Origin of the sequence: Sphingomonas sp. PAMC 26605 (assembly GCF_000241485.1) — a bacterium.
Classification (GTDB): domain Bacteria; phylum Pseudomonadota; class Alphaproteobacteria; order Sphingomonadales; family Sphingomonadaceae; genus Sphingomonas.
Map to the genome: position 1 here is coordinate 1,512,158 of NZ_JH584241.1, position 16,867 is coordinate 1,529,024.

A 16,867-nucleotide genomic window follows, 5' to 3' on the forward strand; every position below is an offset into this window, starting at 1 on the left:
CCGCCACATCGGAGCGATGCGCCGCTCGCCGCTCGGTTCGATCGCGTCCATTTCGGCGACGATTGCGGAGTTCAAGCGGGACCGTTGCGAAAGTCACCCCGAATCGGCGGGACTTGCGCTACCCCATTTCGGAGGAATGCGTACTTTGCGGATTGCGTCACGGCATCCGCCGGACGGTCGGGGGGCAGGCGGAGATGACGGCAACGCAGCTAGCGGCGAAATGGAACGATCATGGCGCTGCCGCTGCCGGTGTCCTGGTCATCGCCGACGCGGCGACGGCGCCGACCGCCGCCGAAGCCGTTGCCGCAGCGCACGGACGGTTGCTCGCACGCGTCGGCTGGGATGAGGCGCGCGCGCGCTTCGACCAGCAAGGCACCGTCGCGATCGTCCTCGCCGAAGCCGCGGGGGTGGACGATGCCTTGCTCGATCCCGTGCTGCCGCTGCTCGATCGCCTCGCGCGAAACAATGACATCCGCATCGTCGCGGCGTTCGACCCGAACCAGATCGATGTGATCGCGGGGGTGCTGACCGCACCCGGCGTCGATCTGCTGTGCGCGCCGACGCAGGCCGACCGGGTCGTCGCCTTGTGCCTTGCCGGCTGCCGGCATGACGACAGCGTACAGGACGTGGTGCGCGAAAACGAGGCGACACGCCTGCGCCGTTTCCACGAAGAAGTCGCGCGCATCGCCGAGACGCTCGCCCGGCTGACTCGCGACGGCGCCGCACCGCAAATCGAGCAGGGCTTTGGTCCGGGCGTCGAAGAGCCGACGATGGCGTATCGCGCCACGCCGGCCGATCTCGGGCGAGTCGAGTTCGCCGCGCGCGATATCCGTCAGGCGATTCGCGCACGGCGCTTGCGCGACCAGCATTTCGGCGCCGGGCTGTTCGAGGATCCGGCGTGGGACATGTTGCTCGATCTGTTTGCCGCCGAACTGGAGCGAGCGCAGGTCTCGGTCTCGAGCCTGTGCATCGCCGCGGCGGTCGCACCGACAACCGCGCTGCGCTGGATCGCGCGGATGACCGAGGCGGGCTTGTTCGAGCGCCGCCCCGATCCGTTCGACCGCCGCCGCGCCTTCATGGGGCTGTCGCGCCGCGCGAGCACAGGCATGCGCGCCTATTTCGCGATGCTGCGCGCGGCGGGGATGGCGATCGCCTAGCGGGTTGGCTAACGTCACCGCTTGCCATCCGCCGCGATGAATGGCAGGCGCGCAGGACCGGCGCGAAAAATGCGGTCGGGGCGATTAGCTCAGTTGGTAGAGCGTCTCGTTTACACGGCGCGCCGTCGCGACCGGCCATCCTATTTAAATCATTACGCTTTTCGTGCGTGGATAGGCCGGGCTTCGGGGATAGTCCGGGACTCGCTGGCATCCAATGCTTGGCGGATGTCGTCGTCGCTGGCGTGGGCGTAGCGCAGCGTGGTTTTGATCGAGCGGTGCTTAAGCGCCTCCTTCGCGGCGACAAGATTACCGGTTGCGCGCAAGATCCTCGTGCCGCGCGTATGGCGGAGATCGTGAAAGCGGAAATTCTCGACGCCGGCGGCAAGCTTCGCCGCCTTCCACGGCTTGGCGAGCACGCCCTCGGTCATCGGGTAGCGGTGCCCTTTCAGGCGCACTGGATGAATGCGCCCGAGCTTGTCTGTTAGTCGCGGCTTCGTCCGGACGGCAACGTACGTGAAGACGTTCGGAATGAGGTCGACGCGCGGCTGGTTGGCAATGATGATCACCATTTCCTGCGTCAGTGGGCGCTTGACGAAATCGCCGCCCTTGATCCGCGTCACGGCCGATGCGTTTGCCATGTCGAGGTCGGTCCAGCGCAGCCCGATCACCTCGCTCAACCGCCATCCGGTTTTCAGCGCGAACTGACAGAAGTCGAACAGGTCCTTCCGGATCTCGCCGAACAGCGCGACTTCCTCGCTGGCGCTCAGCTCGCGCGGATCGGTGCGGTTGACCTTCAGCATCAGCGCACCCCAGTCCGGCATGTCGCCGACGTCGTACCGAGCCTTGCTTGCCCACCGCCACACAGCCCGCCACACCTCAATCTCGCGGTTGACCGAGGAATTAACGCGGCCGGCGCGGCGCTTCGCGACCAAGGCAAGCAGGTCGCGCTGCGTAATTTCCGACAGCAGATGCATTCCGCCGAGGCCTGCGATCAGCGCTTTCATCATGCGCTCGGTATCAACCCAGCTGGGCTGCTCTTCGACCTTGTCCTGATAGAGACCGCAGGCTTCATCAAGCGTGATCGGCGGATGAAGGTTTCCGCCGTTTCGAGCCTTCGCACGTTCGATCTCTTCGTGCGCTACCGCCGCGCGCTTGCTTTTGCAGCCTGTCGAGCCGTGAAAGCGACGACCTTTCCAGACGAAGTCGAAGTGGAAGTACGGCGAGTTTTTCGGCTTGTAGACGGACATTCTGGGGCCTTCCGAACCCGGCCTTCGATGAACTCGTCGCAGTCCTCAGGCCGGTACCGAATCACACGATCGGTGATGGCGACGTAGCGTATGTGACCTTCGCGCCGCAGCTGGCGCAAGGTCTTCGTGCAAACGTGGATGCGCTCGGCCGCTTCCTCAGGGGTGAGCAACGTCATAGCGGGTCGAACCCATGATCGTACCGCAGGATCATGAACGCCGCCCATTCCATGCGTTCGTCTTTCCGATCCTCGTCCCGGTAGCGCTGCACCAAGGCGTTGTATTGCGACGAAGCCCGCTTGCCGGCCGCGCGCGCTTCGGGCGTTCCGCGAGTGCCATTGCGCGTGATGCGGGCGACCATTGCCAGCGGCGTCAGCACACGGCCGCGTTTGGTGGCGCGGTTGTTCCAGTCTGCGTTGTGCGCCGGGCTGCAGAAGAGCTGGTTGGACACCTTGGGCTCAAAGAGCCGCATGCACTCTGGGCAGTGCCGAGGCGGCCAGTCGCCGGCCTGCTGACCCGGCATGCGGTTGTGGCCCTTCTCAGAGCAGCCTTGTAACAAGGCTGCTGCGGGCGTCGGATCAGGCTGCTTGCGCATGGACGCTCCAGCAAGCGCGCTCGGCGGCGAGGGCGGTCTCGGCGTGCCAAAGCAGTGCCGCGACCGCCGCGGCGCGATCGGCCTTTCGTGTATCGTCGGGCGCGTTCGCTGCAATCTGAGCGGTGCGCGAGCTCGCGGCGATCAGCGTATCCCGCTGTTCGCGATAGCTAGCGCCGCCGCAGCATGCGCAGCGGTCTGGCGCGGGCGTGCCGTCGACCATGGCACGCCACTGCTCGGCAACGGCGCGCATAGTGCGGGTGCCGGTGTCGGCGTCCGCTTGAGACATTTTCCCCGCCGCCACCATCGCGGGATATTTCGCTTCGCGCTCGCCAAGCAGATGAGCGGCAGCATCTGCGAGCAGCTGCAGCTCGTCCGCCAGGCGCGGTCTCATGCCGCAGCCGCCAAAACGGCCGAGCCGAGGCAGTTCGCGCGAGCAAGTGCTTCGCTCATCACGGGGCAGACGCTGTTGCCGATCTTCGCGATCTGATGCGACTTCGGCAGCGGTCCATACTTGCGCTGGCCGTTCGGGTATTTTTTGCTCGGATCGGTCTGGTACCAGCAGACCGGCGCGAGGATGTAATCGGCCGGGAAGCCCTGCGCGTTCGCCAGCTCGCGCGGCTCGAGCATGCGCATGCCGATGTCGACGAGCACGAAGGTGACCGCGTCGATCGTCACCGTCACGACGGCGAAGCGCGCCTTCACGGTGATCGTGTCCATCGGCCGATCGACCGACTGGACCTGCGCCGCTTCGTTCTCGCCGTCGGTGCCGTAGTATTTCACGAGGAATGCGGCGGTGCGCACGGCGCGCTCCATCATCTCGGCCGGGAGCGCGTCGGCTTCGATCAGCGTCGTCTCGATCAGGCGTTGCGTGCAGCCCTTGCCGACGATCGTCGAGAGCGGCTCGCGCATGTCATGACCGACCATGCCGGTGTTGGCCTGCTCGAGATGCGCGCTGGTGATGGCGAGTGGTGGCGCGCCACCCCCGCGCTTGACGAAGCTGTTCGCGGTGACGGTAGGCATCGGGTCATCGGCCGGTGCGCCGTCGCTGTTGGGGCGGTACTTGTGGAGGAACGCGGCGACGGATGCATGTCCGCCTCCCGCCGTGGTCACGGTGCGCAGCGGATCCTCAACGTCAAACGAGCGGCTGGCACGGGTCGATGTGTTGTCGACGCTGATCATGGTCGCCGCGGCGATGCCGTGGTGCAGCCCGCCAGACGTGACGGTGCCGAGCGGCGCGGCGGGATCTTCGCCGTCGCTGTGATTGCGCAGCTTGACCAAGCTCGCCGCGGCAATCGCGCCATCGGCTTTTGTCGTGATTGTGGGGTGTGGGACGTCGACGCCGATCGGCGCGCTCTGACCGCGCCGACCGCCAACGCCGACCAGCGTGGTCGCGACCAACGCCTTGCGGCAGCCCGTCGCCACCACTGTGTGCATGGGCTCGTCGGCGCCGGTGAAGGGCTTGTCCCGATTGGCGAGCGTGGCGATGTGCGGCACCGCGACCGCCAGCTCGCCGCGCTTCGCCGTCGTGATCGTGCGTAGCGGGTCGTCGACCGAGTGCACCCGAACGCCGCCGGTGTGCGTGATCGGCACGATGAACGGCCGCGCGCTGTTGACGACGTAGCGCATCACGCCCGCCGCGATCCGGCGGCACGTCGCGGGTTTCAGGTCGCGCTTGCGGTCGAAGATCGAGGGGCAGGGAATCGACCAGTCGATGCACTCCGCGGCGGTGCGCCATGGCAGGCGCGTGCCAGCGAGGACCTCGGGCGAGCCCGGCTTGCCGTGCGTCGGCTCGGGCCAGACGATCGGCATGCCGTCGCGCCGCGCGTTCAGGAACAGGCGCTTGCGGCTGGTCGGCGCGCCATAGTCGCACGCGCGCAGCTCGCGCCACTCGACCTTGTAGCCCTGGCGCTTGATGCGCGCGACCCAGAGCTTGAACTCTTCACCGCGGCGTTCCTTGATCGGCATGCCGTCGGCGTCGAGCGGACCCCATTGGCGGAATTCCTCGACGTTCTCGAGCATGATGACGAGCGGCGCGCCGCGCCCGCCTGGCGTTGCCTTCTTGAGGCGCTCGAGCCAGTGCGGGACGATCGTCGCGAGGTCGCGGATGTTCTTGTCGCGCGGCTTGCCGCCCTTCGCCTTGCTGTGGTGCTTGCAGTCGGGTGAAAACCAGACGAGCAGCACGGGCTTACCCTCGGTCGCGTCGAGTGGGTCGATCGACATGATCGACTGGCACAGGTGCCGCGTCGTCGGATGGTTCGCGGCGTGCACCGCGATGGCTGCTTCGTCGTGGTTGATCGCCACGTCGACCGGGCGGCCGAATGCGGCCTCGAGGCCGGTCGATGCACCGCCGCCGCCCGCGAAATTGTCGATGATGAGGCCGTTCATCGGATCGCTCCGATGCCGATTTCGATCATCAGGCCGAGCCACTGGATGACCAGTGTCCGCCCTTCGACCTCGTCCTCTCTCGAGCAGTCGTCGCGGGTCAGCGCGGCGCCGATCCAGCCGCCGATAGCGATGTGGGGGATAAGATGACGGATCACAGCGCCCACTCCAGATCGCTGACCACCATGCTGCCCGTCAGGACCGAGAATCGGTGCAGCCATCGCTCGCTGCCCTCGATCGTCGACCAGTGGCGAAACTCGATGGTCGGAACAGGGATATTCGCGCGCATCGTCCACTCGCCGCCTGTAGCTGGCATCAAAGCCTTTTGCTCGGCGGCGAGCATCTGCATGTCGGCATGCTTCACGACCGGATCATCGCAGTCGCGGCCCAACTTGAAGCGCTCGGCAATCACGGCTTCGATGCGCTTCTCGATTACGCGATATTCGGGAAGGAGCTGCTTGAGCGGCCGGGTCACGTCACCGATGAACGCCTCGGCGGCATCATGCATGAGGGCAGCGAGCTGGAGCCGCTCGGGCACAAGGAAGCTGGCATGCCACGAATGCTCGGCGACAGAGTAGAAGCGCCGGCACTGCCCGGTAAACCGGCATGTGTTGGCGAGGCCCTGCGCGATATCGCCCAGCGTGAAGCGGCTCGAAGCCGGATCGAGCAAATCGAAATAGTGGCCGCTGTGAAGAAGGATCGTCGAACCCTTCGCAGTCTTGATGCGGGGATCGCTCACAGCCGACCGCCGATCCACGCGCCCGCGAACTGCAGCACCATCCACAGGACGAGCAGGACGATGACGCCAAGCGTCGCGCGATCCATCCAGTGAAAGATCGGGTCATGCTCGACCGTGACGAGCGGCGCGGTCGGCGCGGGAAGGTCGAACGGGGGGAGCGGCTTCGGTCCGACCGTCCGCATCAAGGTGCGGTCATTCGCCGCGGTCGCCCAGAGCGGTGGCGTGTAGTGGGCCGGTGTGGCCAATGGGGAACGCGCGTGATCGGTGGTTTGCATGATCGCCTCCGCCCCGTCTCGCACCACGCGAGCGACCAGGGAAAAGGCGATGTACGTTCACGACGTACGTTCATCAAATTATATCGTACGCTGTTGGCGTACTACCGCACGCCGTTGTGCTCACGCCGCGGTATGACGCGATGGATAGCCTTGATTCGTCGCAGTTCCAGCGTGAAGGTTAGACGGGGGTTGTATTGCTCCAATTCGACGAAGGTCGCGCTGCGCCGAACTAAGCGTTTCACCAGCACCGCTTCGGGTTCATGATCGTCGTCGAGGGTCCGCATCAGATAGACGACAACATCGTCGCCGATTTGGGGCGCTCGTTTGGGGTCCACATATAGAGGATCACCTTCGTCAAGCCTCGGCTCCATGGACGATCCGGTTACGTAGAGACCGTAGATGCCTTCGCGGTTCGCGTAAGCCGGCAGGCGGTTGAACCAGTCGATTGTCTCGCTGGGGTCCACAAAGGCCTGTTCTATCTCAGGATTGTTTTCATCGTCGCGGTAGGTGCCCATTGCGGTGCCATAGACAGGAACGTCGCGGGGCAGGTCAAGATAGCGAGGCGCTAACGCTGGGTTCGGCGCGACCTCGAACAGATTTGGAAGCCCAGCGAGTGCGGTGATTTCCGCTCTTTCGATCGGCGGCGTTCCTAAGCCTTCCAAGGCATCGGCCAGCCTGAAAGCATCCTCCGCGGAGAGCTTATCCAAATGTGGCACGAATAAGCGTTGCACGCTCGATCGGCCGCTCAGGCCCATAGCGATCGCGATCTTTTCCAGGCTGAGGCCCGAGCGAGCCTTAAAGGCAACCAGCTTGGTGCCGACCGTTTCATTTTCCATGTCCACAGTATCGCAGACAGGCCGTACGTTTTCACCGTTGACGGACGTACGTTGTGAACGTACGTCCGGGTTATGGAAACCCACGCGCAAATAATCCGACGCATCGGCGGCATTCGCCCGCTTGCCGCGGCGCTTAAGCATCCCAGCCATACCACCGTGCAGGGGTGGCATGATCGTGACCGCGTGCCGGTCTCCCATTGGGCTGGCGTAATTCAAGCTGCCTCCGATCTGGGCGTATCTCTAACCGCCGCTGACTTCGTCCCGATCGAGGTGCGCGAGCCGGGCATAGCAGCAGATAGTGCCGAGCTTGCTGACGCGTCATCCGGAAAGATCGGCGAAATTTCCGCCCCGGCGGTGACGCTGTGAAGCCCGAACGCATCGCCATCAAGATCGCAACGGCCGAGATGATCAAGGGCTGCGGCGGGCTGGAAACGTCGGCCATGTTCTGCCGGGTCAGCAAGACGGTGCTGAGCGAGAACCAGTCGCTGGGTTGCCCCTCCACGTTCGTTGCGATCGACGTCGTGCAGGATCTGGAACCCCTCGCGCGCGACCGCGATGGCTGGCCGCACGTCACCCGCGCGCTGGCGGCAGGCTTGGGCTTCGCCTTGGTACGTCTGCCCGAATCGCTGCCGAGCGATACCGACCTGCTGCTGTTGCTCGCCAAGCTGACCAAGGAAGGCGGCGACATCGCCAGCGCGATCTGCGCGGCGCTCGCCGACCACGTCGTGACGCCGACCGAGGCGCGCGAGACGCGCAAGCAGGTGCGCGAACAGATCGAAGTCGCGGTGCAGCTCGACGCCGTGCTCGCAGCAATCGAAGCGGAGGGTGGACGATGATGAAGATGCACCTCGTGGCGTGCGTTCCGAACGAAGGCGCGCGCCGGTTGGCCAATTGGGTCGGGCGCGAGTGTCGCGGCGATCTCCATGTTGCCGCTTGGCGGTTGCATGTGGAGGCAATCCAGCTTTCCCGGCTGCTCGACGGCTCGATGCTGCCCGGCGAAATCCTGTTGACCGATCTCGTGTGGCGGACCGAGCGCGCGATGACGCCGCTCGACTGGTATCGCAAGGCGGCGGGCGGGTGGTTCGATGCCATCGCCGAGCGCTCGGCCGGGATGGCCGATGCCGCATGATCTCCAAGGTTTCCCAGTCAGCAAGCGCGCGGGCCGTCACCCGGCAGTCCGCGCGTGCCGACGCGACGTGTTCCCCCCGCGCGTCGCGTCGGCCGCTGTGCATTGCGGCAGGCCGGTGATGGGGCAGGAGGCCTATCACCAGCATCGTCCGTTCGATGGCGCGCAGTGTCTGATATCGACGGCCGGGCCGTTCGCCGCATCGGCTGACGGCTTGAGCAGTTGGGTCGAGCAGGCGCTACCCGATCGCATGTGCGTCTATGCACGTGGTCAATCGGTCCCGCGCGGTGTCGGTGCGCGCGCGATGACGCTCATGGCGCAAGGGCTGATCCATCTGCGCCGCACGCGTCACGCGCCGGGCGATCCGTTATTCGATTACGCCGCGCGCCGGACGACGCTGCCGTTCGACAAGGCGCGGCTCGTGCCGATCAGCACGACCCTGCCGCCTGAAACGCGGCTGCTGTTCGAGGTGCTCGCCCGCATGGCCGACGATGGCGCGCGGTGCCCGAGCAACGAGCATCTCGCGGCGCTGATCGGGGTGCGGGGCGGCAAGGCAGCCTCGAAGCATATCGCGAAGCTCACCGAGGCCAACATGATCGCCGTCGCCTGGCACGAGGACTTCGCCCTTCGGCAGATCGAGATCCTCGAAAGCGGCGCCAAGACGGGAGTTGGGTTGTGAGCGATATCGATCCCCGGCCGACCGGCCCGATGCTGTATTCGGAGGTTCGCTCCTATTGCGTGCGGGTTGGGTGCAGCCAAGCACAATTCGCGCGCTCGAGCGGCATTACCGAGCAAACGCTGCTGTCGATCCAACATGCCGCCCACCCGCTGGAGCGCACCGTCAAGCGGGTGCGGGGTTTCATCGAAGCGAACCCCAGCCGGTGTCCCGGTGCAGCCAAGCCGGGCGGCGGCTGGCTTGCGCCGTCCGCGCCGAAAGAGGCCGCGGCGTTGATGGCCAGAGGATACGCCGGAGCCGCAGCGCTGCAGCAGGCGCGGGCAGCCAGCATTGCCCCCGCAAGGCCCTCGTCCGCGGCGATCGCTGCAGCCGAGGCAGAGGCGGCGGTGAAGCGTAGATCGACCGCGCGCATGGGGTCGCATCGCATGCCGGTTCCACATGCGCTTCCGGTCGACGCCGCACCGGCCGAGGTCCTCGCGACCGGATTGGTGGAGACGCCGGGTGACCTGATCGCGCGCGTTCGCTCGGCATGGCCGGAGCTGTGGGCGGCGGTGGTGAAGGCTTCGCGCGCCAGCGGTGAACCGGCTGGCGCAACGCTGATGCGCGCGATCTCGCGCGGGCTCGAGGAGATTTCGGCATGACGGATCGGCTGGGGGGGGGCGCTTCGGTGCGCGTTGCGAGCGCCATATCGGGCTCGCCTGGGCGCGCGAGTGGCGGGAGCGTCGCCGCGCTGAATTCGATGCGCTGTTCGGCGTCGAGCGCTGCTGCCCCGAATGCCATTCGCCGCGGCGGGCTTCGTAATGCCGGATGAACTCACCCCCGCCGAGGTCGAGCGCGCGACGGTCATCTTCGAAACCGAGCGCGAGACGATCGTCGCCGAGCGCGCGGGCGTGCTGGCGTTGGCACGCAGCTACGCCAGCGCGATCGACGCGTGGGTGTCGAAGGGCCGGATCGACGTGGGGGAAGCGACCGCCTTGAAGGGTTGGGCGAAGGCCTTTGCCGACATGATCGCGATCGGGCTGCACCGTGAGGACTCGGACCCGGTCGGCGTGCGCGCAGCCCTTCTGGAAATCATGAAGGGAGACGCCTGATGGCTCCGGCACGATTCGCTTGGCACGGCCAGCCCCTCACTGGCGCAACTCGCCATAGGGTTTCGCTTTTCGGAAAGCTGATCCTTCAGGTGGAGGAGCAACCGCGGGCATCTCCGGGTGTGTTCAAGCCCACCCGATGGCGCGACGCCGTCGAGCGCGACATGACCGATCTGCAGTCATTTGGCGCGCGCGACCGCGAGGGGCGTGCGTGATGAAGACCCCGCCCGAAGCCGCGCCGATGAGCGAGGATGTGATGCAGGTGCAGGACGCGCGGCGTGCTGCGTTGATCGAGCGCCTCGGCACCGTTGCCGATTTAGCGTGCGCTAACCCGTTGCCGACCGATCTGGGCGACGTGGTCTATGATCTGCTGCGGCAGTCGGCGGCGCAGATCGCAAGCGACCGGAAGCGCCTCGCTCACACCGCCCGCTTCGACGCCGCTGAGAGCTATACGACCGCGTTCTACGAGATCGCCGACCTTCTTGGCATCACCGCGCGCGCGGCATCGCCAGCCGTGGTGTGGCGCGACGAGTTGCGGCCGAAACTGGAGACGCTGATCGAGATCAAGAGATCGATGGCGTACCGCACCAGCCTGATCGGGCGTGAAACCGCGCTCGCGGACGCTGCGGAAGCCGCACTTGCCGCTATGTGCGAGGGGGCAGTCCAGGGGATGGTGGAGTCCCCCGATAATGCCGGTCTGGCGGATGCCGTTGCCAAGATCCTGCCAATTGGAAACGACCGGTTACCAGGTGATCGCGTTGTCCCAATTTATGTTCGCATGGAGGAACTGCGAGCGCTGCATGCCCTCACCGCCCTTTCGCGGAAGCATGTGGGTATGCCGACATGACTCGAGCATGGCCTTTCGGATCGCTGCCGATGTTCCGGCACAACGTGATCCTCGCCGATCCGCCATGGGGCTTTGAGAATTGGTCGGAAGCCGGGGAGGGGCGCAACCCGAACCAGCATTACGACACCATTACGGCCGACGAGATCATCGCCATGCCGGTCGGCGATCTCGCCGCGCCGGACTGCGCGATCTTCCTGTGGTGTGTCGATCCGCTGCTCGATCGTGGCTTCGAGGCGCTGCGGCGCTGGGGCTTCCGATATGTCACCGTCGCGTTCGAATGGGCGAAGCTCAACAAGAGCGGGCAGGGCTATTTCATGGGCACGGGCTACTGGACCCGCGCCAACCCAGAGATCTGCCTGCTCGGCATGATGGGCCGGATGGAACGCGCCAGCTGCGCGGTCCGCCAGCTTATCGTCGAACCGATCCGCGAGCACAGCCGCAAGCCCGATCGCGTCCGCACCGACATCGAGCAGCTGCTCGGCGGGCCCGAGCGCGGCGTGGCCGAGCGCTGCGAACTGTTTGCCCGCAGCTCGCGGCCGGGCTGGACCGCGTGGGGCAACGAATCGTCCAAGTTTGACGGGGAGGATGCGGCGTGACCGACGTGACCTATTACTATCTCGAAGACTATTCCGACGAGATCATACCCTGCGACCCCACGCTCGACAGCTGGGCCAAATGGCTGTCGAAGCCCGATCACGAATGGCACCGGCCGCAGTCAGCTGCGGACGGTGCGAGCTTCAAGGCATCGGTGCTGCGGATGTCCGCGACCGACCTCGTCGCCACTCGAACCGACGACGGCTGGGCGTTTGATCGCGATATCACGCCCGACTTCATCGCCGTGCGCTGGGGACGGGGAATGGGCTGGGATGCTGACAGCATCGTTGGGGACATGGACGAGCTGCGTACCTGGCTCGACGAAAATTCGGACGGCGACAACCGCGTCGAGAATATCGCGTTCGGCTGGAATGAACCGGACGTGCTGGTGATCTTCCACGCGGATGGCCCGCGCTGCACGGTCGAGTCGGTGCAGTGATGATGAAGAGTCGCACCTTTCCTTGCCCGGTGTCAGGCTGCGGGAACGCCCGAGACCGCTGGCACGCAGTGTGCCAGTCGTGCTGGGATCGCCTGCCCGGTGATCTGCGCAACCGCATCAACACAGCCCGCGCGCAGCGCTCGGTACGTCTCGAGGCAAACGCGTCGATCGATGCGTCGAACTGGCTGACCGAGCATCCGCCTGGCTGGAATGTCGTCCGCGTGACGGGCGAAGCGGGCGCCGCGCCGCCGTGAACCTTGGCAGGCGCGATTGATCTAAAGCAATTTTCGGGGGTGCTACGTTGTCTTCCAGTTCCAACCTGTCGAACGACGCTTTGCGGCGTCGCGTCGATGCCGTCCGCGATCAGATCGCCATGGCGGATGTCGTCGGACGCGTGGTGCCTTTGGGGCGGGGCGCGAACCCTCGCGGCAAATGTCCGTTCCACGGTTCGAAGTCGGATAGCTTCACGGTCTATCCGGCGCGCGCGCAATGTTGGGGCTGCAGTTGGGGCGGCGACGCACTCAAGTTCGTCCAGGACTTCTTCCAGCTTAGTTTCATGGAAGCGTTGCAGCGGCTCGAAAGCGAGCATGGTCTGGACGGGCTGTCCCCTAAGCCGGTGAAGCGCGAAAAGGTGGAACGTCGCCGTCCGGAACGGGCGATGGTCGACTCCGTCACGATGGGTCGGCACATATGGCGCAAGGCTCGCCCGGATCATGACGCGATCCGCGTGTATTTCCGATCCCGCGGCGTGCCGGAAGCGATGCTAACAGACGCGCGCTTTGCCGATATTCGGTTTTTGGGATCTGCACCGATCTCCGCATGGGAAGAGACCCGCAAGCCCGACAGCGTGCCGAACGCGCCCGCGATGGCCGCGCTGATCCGTCATGCCCCCGATTGGACGCCGATCGGGGTGCACGTCACGTTCCTCGCGCCCGACCTGAGCGGTAAGATGGTGCGAGCCCGCCAGGACGGCTCGGCGTATCCCGATCGTAAGATGCTCGGCACAGCGGCCGGCGGGTGCATCGTCCTCGGTCGCTACGATGTCGATGTGCCTTTGTTCGTCGGCGAAGGGCTGGAGACTGTGCTGTCCGGTATGTCGCTCGGCAGTGCCGAGGCTTTGGCGTGCGGCTTGGCGGTTTTGTCGCTCGACAATCTGCAGGGCCACGCACGCCTGATCAAAGGCGCCCTGCCGCTGTTCGATCCGCAGCCAGATCCCGACCGCGGCGCTGCGGTCGCGTTCCCGCATCGCGGCCCTGTCGTCGGCCTGATCGACGCCGATATGAAACCGCTTCGCGGGCCGCGCGACCGGCGCACTGGTGCTTGGCTCGGTGTGCCGGTGATCGAGCAGCGGCGCGGGCCTGTCGTGCGGCGATCAATCTCGACAGGCGAGCGCGCCGCCTTGTGCGCGGCGCTGCTCGTGCACGCATGGCGCGCTGCCGGTTGCCGCGTGCGGGCGGTGCGGCCGCCGATGGGGCGAGATTTCAACGATGCCGTCCGGGAGGGCGCGAAGTGATCGTGGTGAAAGTGGAGCTGTGGTCTGCGGTCGACGGTCGAAAGACAGAGCTGGCGCGCATGACGATCGACAACATTGGCGGCACCGCGAACCGCGGGGATTACCGCATCCGGACCTTGCGTGGCCGGTCAGCTCAAGCGCTCGATCGCGCGCTGAAGGCAAATACTGTCCAGCGTGAAGGGCGGGTAACGGGCCATGCGCGGCTCGCGCTGCATGTTTGGCATCTTGTCGCGAAGGGTTTGCTGGCAGCGGGTTACGGTGCCGAAAAATGAACGACGAAGGCCAATCCAAAACGCTGCTTAAGGCGTTCATCGACCGCGTGAAGGTGCTCGCCGACGAGATCGGGGAGTTGCAGTCCGATATCAGCGAGGTTTGCAAGGAAGCGAAGGCTGCGGGCTTCGAGCCGACGAAGATCCGTGAGGTCGTCGCCTGGCTGCGCAAGATCGACAAGCACGGCCGCGACAAGGTCGACGATGCCGAGACGATCTTCGATCTCTACCGCGGCGTCGTCGATGCCAAGGCGGCGTCATTCGACGAAATGATGGACAGTGCGCGCGATCGTGCGCTGCTCGCCGTCTTCGCACCGAACGATCAGCTCGAGGCCAACCTCTCCCGCAAGCGCAAGGGCGCGCGCACGGCAGTCGCGATGGCGAAAGCCGCGAAGGCGGCGCGCGAATCATGACGGCACAGATGATCCCGATGACCATTCCCGACCCGCTCAAGACAGCGTGGCTCGACACCTCCGATTTCGGCAATGGCAAACGCCTGGTCGAGATCGCCGGCGGCAAGCTGCTGTGGATCGAAGAGACGCAGGCATATGCGCATTACGATGGCCGGCGGTGGTCACTCGAGCGGGGCAATATCGAAGCGCAGCGGCTCGCGCATCGCGTGATTGAGCATATCGACGCCGAGGCGGAGGCGCTAGGCGAGATCGCCGAGGATACCGTTGCATTGCGCGAGCGCCTTGGCGCCTGGTGTTCGACCGAAATCGCGATGAAACGGGTCGAAACCCTCCGTGGACACGCCGTGCGATCGGGCAGCGCCGGCATGACGTCGGGCATGCTCAAGCAGGCGCGATCGTTCCTCTCGGCGACGATCGACGATTTCGACCGTGACCCGTTGGTGTTCAACACGCTCAACTGGACGCTCCGGTTCGTCCAGGGCGAAAAGGGCTGGGAGGTTCGCGCGACACCGCACGATCCGACCGACATGCTGATGCAGCTCGCCAACGTCGAATACGAGCCGGGAGCGAAAGCACCGTTCCACGAAGAACGACTGGCCATGCTGACGCCCGATCCCGAGCAGCTCGCCGCGTTCAAGCTGCTCTACGGCTATGGGCTGACCGGGCTCGTGTCCGATCAGGCGTTCTACGTCCATCAGGGCAAGGGCGGCGACGGTAAGTCGATGACGCATGAAGCCTTCGCGGATCTGTTCGGCGACTATTACAAGCATGCCGGCGTTAAGACGTTCCTGCAGGGCAAGGATGGCGGCGGTGCAGAGCATCGCTCCGATCTCGTGCGCTTGAAGGGCGATATCCGCTTCGTCACCTGCGACGAGCCCAAAGCCCGATCGGTGTGGGATGGCGAGATCATCAAGCAGGTGACGGGCAGCAAGATCACCGCGCGCGGCGCGAACGAACGCACCGAAGTGACCTTTGGCCCGCGCTTCAAGATGCATGTCGAATGCAACATCATCCCGCGCGCGCCGAGCGACGATCGCGGTTTCCGCCGAAGGTTCAAGCTGTATCAGTGGAAGGTCTCGCTCGGCGATACGCCAGCCGGCGAGCTGCCGCCCGACGTGGTGCTGTACCGCTTGGCGCAGGAAAAGCCGGGCATCCTCAATTGGCTGATCGAAGGAGCGTGCGAGTGGCTCGCCACGCGCAATATCCCGCAGCCGAGCGCCATGAACGACGTGCTCGCCGACTTCTGGGCGGACTCGAGCCCGTTGCTCGATTGGATGGGGGAGTGGTGTGACACGAGCGACCCGAACGCGAAGGAGTCGGCCAAGGCTCTGTACGACAACTTCAAGGCTTGGTGCGAGGCGCGCGGCGTCGATCCGATCATGACGCCGACCGCGTTCGGCCGAGCGCTGCGCGACAAGCAACACGCCGTCGTGAAGGACTCCCGCGGCACGCGCTGGCGCAAGGGCATCACCCTGCGTTCCAGAGGCCTGTTCGGCGCCGACGACGCGCCCGAGACGGCCTCTGCCGCTCATGTCGCAGCCGCTGGCTTTTCGCCGCCCGAAGGCGCGTCTTTAGAACAACCCGCCGTTCGTCCGATATTCGACTTGGACGATGATGATGGGATGCCAGCGTGATGCGCGTCGGCACGCGATCGAGCGGACACAACATGTCGTCAACGGCGGGTTACGGACAGTTGCTGCAAACCCGCCGTAAAGCACCAGCGAACGCGCCGTTGGCTCGACCGGTTGGCGCTCGGCGGTGTGGCTACGGCGGGTTTAGGCGATGGCGGCGGCGGGAATACGGCGGGTTGAGGCTGCGATAAAGTCTAGGTTTTCTGCGGTGTACGGCGGGTTACGGCGGGTTCGGCGGGTTGTTTGTGGTTCATTGGCTATGTGCGCTGGGCGCGGGCGCGCAAGACACCAACCTTATCCCTCCAACTATCCGTTAATTGAAAGATACAAGATGTTGATAGAAGAAAAGGGCGACCCCAGAATGCAGCGCCAGCGCGGCGAGCTGCTCTCATTCGGCGATGTCGAAGAGCGCTTGGTCGAGGCGATGCTTGTGTGCTGGCGCAACCCCGATCGCGAGCGCGGGTGGATGCGCATCCGGTCGGCATGGCCCGACGTGGTCGCGGAGCCGGGTGACTATGATGCGCGCGGCGGTGACCAGACCAGCTCGGACGTGGAGATCCGGCCCGCGTCGCTGACCCGTCTCGAAGTGGACGAGATGGAAGAGGCGTTCGGCTGGGTCGATTGCCTCAAGCCGATCGACCGCAAGCTGGTCGGTTTGGTGATCAGCCAGCTCGCGCGTGGTGCCAAGCAGGTGCCATGGATGAAGCTGCGCGGTCCTATGGGGCTGACGCGCGGCGCGGATGGCCTGCGGATGCGGTATGAGCGTGCGATAGGTGAGGTATGCCGACGCGTGAATGGCGGATTTCTGCCGTCCCCTCTCGTCAAGCCGGTAAATCAGCAATGACGCAAATATCGTTTGTTCACATCGCAGGCCTTTTACGCGTATTTCACGTCACACTGGGTCGGGCCTTCGGGTGCGGCGCAGCATCCTCTCCCAACCTCGGAACGACCGGCGTGCTTCGCGGCGCGATCCGGTCGTTCCACGTTTTGGGCGCGCCGCGGCATGCCGACTTGATCGCTGCCCGATCGGGGGCCACCCCCCA

At 65.4% G+C, this 16,867-nt stretch carries 25 protein-coding genes; 16 read left to right on the forward strand and 9 right to left on the reverse strand.

Annotation, left to right across the window (positions count from 1 at the left end; all coding sequences use genetic code 11):
• Window positions 1-194: 194 nt before the first annotated feature.
• Window positions 195-1,157 (forward strand): hypothetical protein, encoded by a 963-nt coding sequence (locus RH90_RS06990; RefSeq protein WP_157134532.1) that lies wholly within the window; start codon window positions 195-197, stop codon window positions 1,155-1,157.
• A 152-nt stretch (window positions 1,158-1,309) separates the two neighbouring features.
• Here RH90_RS06990 and RH90_RS06995 read toward each other — a convergent pair whose 3' ends face one another.
• The 9 genes from RH90_RS06995 to RH90_RS22025 form a co-directional block, all read right to left on the reverse strand.
• Entirely contained in the window at window positions 1,310-2,404 is a 1,095-nt protein-coding gene (locus tag RH90_RS06995) for a tyrosine-type recombinase/integrase (RefSeq protein WP_010184740.1), read from the reverse strand.
• Window positions 2,296-2,628, reverse strand: a complete 333-nt coding sequence (locus RH90_RS24740; RefSeq protein ID WP_081476885.1) for a helix-turn-helix domain-containing protein — start codon at window positions 2,626-2,628, stop codon at window positions 2,296-2,298. The genes RH90_RS06995 and RH90_RS24740 overlap by 109 nt, the downstream gene beginning before the upstream one ends.
• Window positions 2,577-2,996: a hypothetical protein gene (locus RH90_RS07000; RefSeq protein WP_232280323.1), complete on the reverse strand. Its 420-nt coding sequence runs from the start codon at window positions 2,994-2,996 to the stop codon at window positions 2,577-2,579. The genes RH90_RS24740 and RH90_RS07000 overlap by 52 nt, the downstream gene beginning before the upstream one ends.
• The gene (locus RH90_RS07005; RefSeq protein WP_010184742.1) at window positions 2,980-3,387 is read right to left on the reverse strand and encodes a hypothetical protein; all 408 of its coding nucleotides are present in this window, start codon (window positions 3,385-3,387) and stop codon (window positions 2,980-2,982) included. The genes RH90_RS07000 and RH90_RS07005 overlap by 17 nt, the downstream gene beginning before the upstream one ends.
• On the reverse strand, window positions 3,384-5,381 hold the full coding sequence (locus RH90_RS07010; RefSeq protein ID WP_010184743.1) for a DNA cytosine methyltransferase: 1,998 nt from the start codon (window positions 5,379-5,381) through the stop codon (window positions 3,384-3,386). Before RH90_RS07010 ends, RH90_RS07005 begins: the two co-directional genes overlap by 4 nt.
• A complete protein-coding gene (locus RH90_RS23350) occupies window positions 5,378-5,536 on the reverse strand; it encodes a hypothetical protein (protein WP_157134534.1) in 159 nt (52 codons plus the stop codon). The genes RH90_RS07010 and RH90_RS23350 overlap by 4 nt, the downstream gene beginning before the upstream one ends.
• Entirely contained in the window at window positions 5,533-6,117 is a 585-nt protein-coding gene (locus RH90_RS07015; RefSeq protein ID WP_010184744.1) for a hypothetical protein, read from the reverse strand. The genes RH90_RS23350 and RH90_RS07015 overlap by 4 nt, the downstream gene beginning before the upstream one ends.
• Entirely contained in the window at window positions 6,114-6,392 is a 279-nt protein-coding gene (locus RH90_RS07020) for a hypothetical protein (protein WP_157134535.1), read from the reverse strand. Before RH90_RS07020 ends, RH90_RS07015 begins: the two co-directional genes overlap by 4 nt.
• A gap of 101 nt (window positions 6,393-6,493) precedes the next feature.
• Window positions 6,494-7,444 carry a S24 family peptidase gene (locus RH90_RS22025; RefSeq protein ID WP_157134536.1) on the reverse strand — a complete coding sequence of 317 codons (951 nt, stop codon included), beginning with the start codon at window positions 7,442-7,444 and terminating at the stop codon, window positions 6,494-6,496.
• Between RH90_RS22025 and RH90_RS24745 the strand changes: the two genes are divergently transcribed.
• The 15 genes from RH90_RS24745 (at window position 7,340) to RH90_RS07100 (ending at window position 16,668) form a co-directional block, all read left to right on the forward strand.
• The gene (locus RH90_RS24745) at window positions 7,340-7,594 is read left to right on the forward strand and encodes a carph-isopro domain-containing protein (protein WP_442852469.1); all 255 of its coding nucleotides are present in this window, start codon (window positions 7,340-7,342) and stop codon (window positions 7,592-7,594) included. The two genes, RH90_RS22025 and RH90_RS24745, sit on opposite strands and share 105 nt — an antisense overlap.
• A complete protein-coding gene (locus tag RH90_RS07035; protein WP_010184749.1) occupies window positions 7,591-8,064 on the forward strand; it encodes a phage regulatory CII family protein in 474 nt (157 codons plus the stop codon). Before RH90_RS24745 ends, RH90_RS07035 begins: the two co-directional genes overlap by 4 nt.
• Window positions 8,061-8,357 carry a hypothetical protein gene (locus tag RH90_RS07040; protein WP_010184751.1) on the forward strand — a complete coding sequence of 99 codons (297 nt, stop codon included), beginning with the start codon at window positions 8,061-8,063 and terminating at the stop codon, window positions 8,355-8,357. The genes RH90_RS07035 and RH90_RS07040 overlap by 4 nt, the downstream gene beginning before the upstream one ends.
• A complete protein-coding gene (locus RH90_RS07045) occupies window positions 8,347-9,033 on the forward strand; it encodes a hypothetical protein (protein WP_157134537.1) in 687 nt (228 codons plus the stop codon). Before RH90_RS07040 ends, RH90_RS07045 begins: the two co-directional genes overlap by 11 nt.
• Window positions 9,030-9,671: a hypothetical protein gene (locus tag RH90_RS07050; RefSeq protein WP_010184754.1), complete on the forward strand. Its 642-nt coding sequence runs from the start codon at window positions 9,030-9,032 to the stop codon at window positions 9,669-9,671. The genes RH90_RS07045 and RH90_RS07050 overlap by 4 nt, the downstream gene beginning before the upstream one ends.
• Before the next feature lie 159 nt (window positions 9,672-9,830).
• Window positions 9,831-10,121, forward strand: a complete 291-nt coding sequence (locus RH90_RS07055; protein WP_157134538.1) for a hypothetical protein — start codon at window positions 9,831-9,833, stop codon at window positions 10,119-10,121.
• Window positions 10,122-10,332: 211 nt separating this feature from the next.
• On the forward strand, window positions 10,333-10,965 hold the full coding sequence (locus RH90_RS07060; protein ID WP_010184757.1) for a hypothetical protein: 633 nt from the start codon (window positions 10,333-10,335) through the stop codon (window positions 10,963-10,965).
• 29 nt (window positions 10,966-10,994) lie between these two features.
• Window positions 10,995-11,561, forward strand: a complete 567-nt coding sequence (locus RH90_RS07065; RefSeq protein WP_010184758.1) for an MT-A70 family methyltransferase — start codon at window positions 10,995-10,997, stop codon at window positions 11,559-11,561.
• Window positions 11,558-11,998 (forward strand): hypothetical protein, encoded by a 441-nt coding sequence (locus RH90_RS07070; RefSeq protein ID WP_010184759.1) that lies wholly within the window; start codon window positions 11,558-11,560, stop codon window positions 11,996-11,998. Before RH90_RS07065 ends, RH90_RS07070 begins: the two co-directional genes overlap by 4 nt.
• Window positions 11,998-12,252, forward strand: coding sequence for a hypothetical protein (locus RH90_RS07075; protein WP_198283392.1), 255 nt, complete (start codon window positions 11,998-12,000; stop codon window positions 12,250-12,252). The genes RH90_RS07070 and RH90_RS07075 overlap by 1 nt, the downstream gene beginning before the upstream one ends.
• Window positions 12,253-12,332: 80 nt before the next feature.
• On the forward strand, window positions 12,333-13,511 hold the full coding sequence (locus RH90_RS07080) for a CHC2 zinc finger domain-containing protein (RefSeq protein ID WP_010184761.1): 1,179 nt from the start codon (window positions 12,333-12,335) through the stop codon (window positions 13,509-13,511).
• Window positions 13,508-13,783: a hypothetical protein gene (locus RH90_RS07085; RefSeq protein ID WP_010184762.1), complete on the forward strand. Its 276-nt coding sequence runs from the start codon at window positions 13,508-13,510 to the stop codon at window positions 13,781-13,783. The genes RH90_RS07080 and RH90_RS07085 overlap by 4 nt, the downstream gene beginning before the upstream one ends.
• Entirely contained in the window at window positions 13,780-14,193 is a 414-nt protein-coding gene (locus RH90_RS07090; protein WP_010184763.1) for a GapR family DNA-binding domain-containing protein, read from the forward strand. The genes RH90_RS07085 and RH90_RS07090 overlap by 4 nt, the downstream gene beginning before the upstream one ends.
• Window positions 14,194-14,210: 17 nt before the next feature.
• Window positions 14,211-15,827 (forward strand): DNA primase family protein, encoded by a 1,617-nt coding sequence (locus tag RH90_RS07095; RefSeq protein ID WP_232280324.1) that lies wholly within the window; start codon window positions 14,211-14,213, stop codon window positions 15,825-15,827.
• Between the two features lie 358 nt (window positions 15,828-16,185).
• Window positions 16,186-16,668, forward strand: coding sequence for a DUF6362 family protein (locus RH90_RS07100; RefSeq protein ID WP_010184766.1), 483 nt, complete (start codon window positions 16,186-16,188; stop codon window positions 16,666-16,668).
• The last annotated feature ends 199 nt before the right edge of the window (window positions 16,669-16,867 follow it).

Coding starts and splice junctions, on each gene's coding strand:
- RH90_RS07060 (WP_010184757.1), top strand. CDS start 10,333: ATGAAGACCCCGCCCGAAGCCGCGCCGATGAGCGAGGATGTGATGCAG.
- RH90_RS06990 (WP_157134532.1), top strand. CDS start 195: ATGACGGCAACGCAGCTAGCGGCGAAATGGAACGATCATGGCGCTGCC.
- RH90_RS07095 (WP_232280324.1), top strand. CDS start 14,211: ATGACCATTCCCGACCCGCTCAAGACAGCGTGGCTCGACACCTCCGAT.
- RH90_RS07075 (WP_198283392.1), top strand. CDS start 11,998: ATGATGAAGAGTCGCACCTTTCCTTGCCCGGTGTCAGGCTGCGGGAAC.
- RH90_RS06995 (WP_010184740.1), bottom strand. CDS start 2,404: ATGTCCGTCTACAAGCCGAAAAACTCGCCGTACTTCCACTTCGACTTC.
- RH90_RS07090 (WP_010184763.1), top strand. CDS start 13,780: ATGAACGACGAAGGCCAATCCAAAACGCTGCTTAAGGCGTTCATCGAC.
- RH90_RS07045 (WP_157134537.1), top strand. CDS start 8,347: ATGCCGCATGATCTCCAAGGTTTCCCAGTCAGCAAGCGCGCGGGCCGT.
- RH90_RS07010 (WP_010184743.1), bottom strand. CDS start 5,381: ATGAACGGCCTCATCATCGACAATTTCGCGGGCGGCGGCGGTGCATCG.
- RH90_RS07040 (WP_010184751.1), top strand. CDS start 8,061: ATGATGAAGATGCACCTCGTGGCGTGCGTTCCGAACGAAGGCGCGCGC.
- RH90_RS24740 (WP_081476885.1), bottom strand. CDS start 2,628: ATGGGCGGCGTTCATGATCCTGCGGTACGATCATGGGTTCGACCCGCT.
- RH90_RS07065 (WP_010184758.1), top strand. CDS start 10,995: ATGTTCCGGCACAACGTGATCCTCGCCGATCCGCCATGGGGCTTTGAG.
- RH90_RS07020 (WP_157134535.1), bottom strand. CDS start 6,392: ATGCAAACCACCGATCACGCGCGTTCCCCATTGGCCACACCGGCCCAC.
- RH90_RS07005 (WP_010184742.1), bottom strand. CDS start 3,387: ATGAGACCGCGCCTGGCGGACGAGCTGCAGCTGCTCGCAGATGCTGCC.
- RH90_RS07000 (WP_232280323.1), bottom strand. CDS start 2,996: ATGCGCAAGCAGCCTGATCCGACGCCCGCAGCAGCCTTGTTACAAGGC.
- RH90_RS07055 (WP_157134538.1), top strand. CDS start 9,831: ATGCCGGATGAACTCACCCCCGCCGAGGTCGAGCGCGCGACGGTCATC.
- RH90_RS07100 (WP_010184766.1), top strand. CDS start 16,186: ATGCAGCGCCAGCGCGGCGAGCTGCTCTCATTCGGCGATGTCGAAGAG.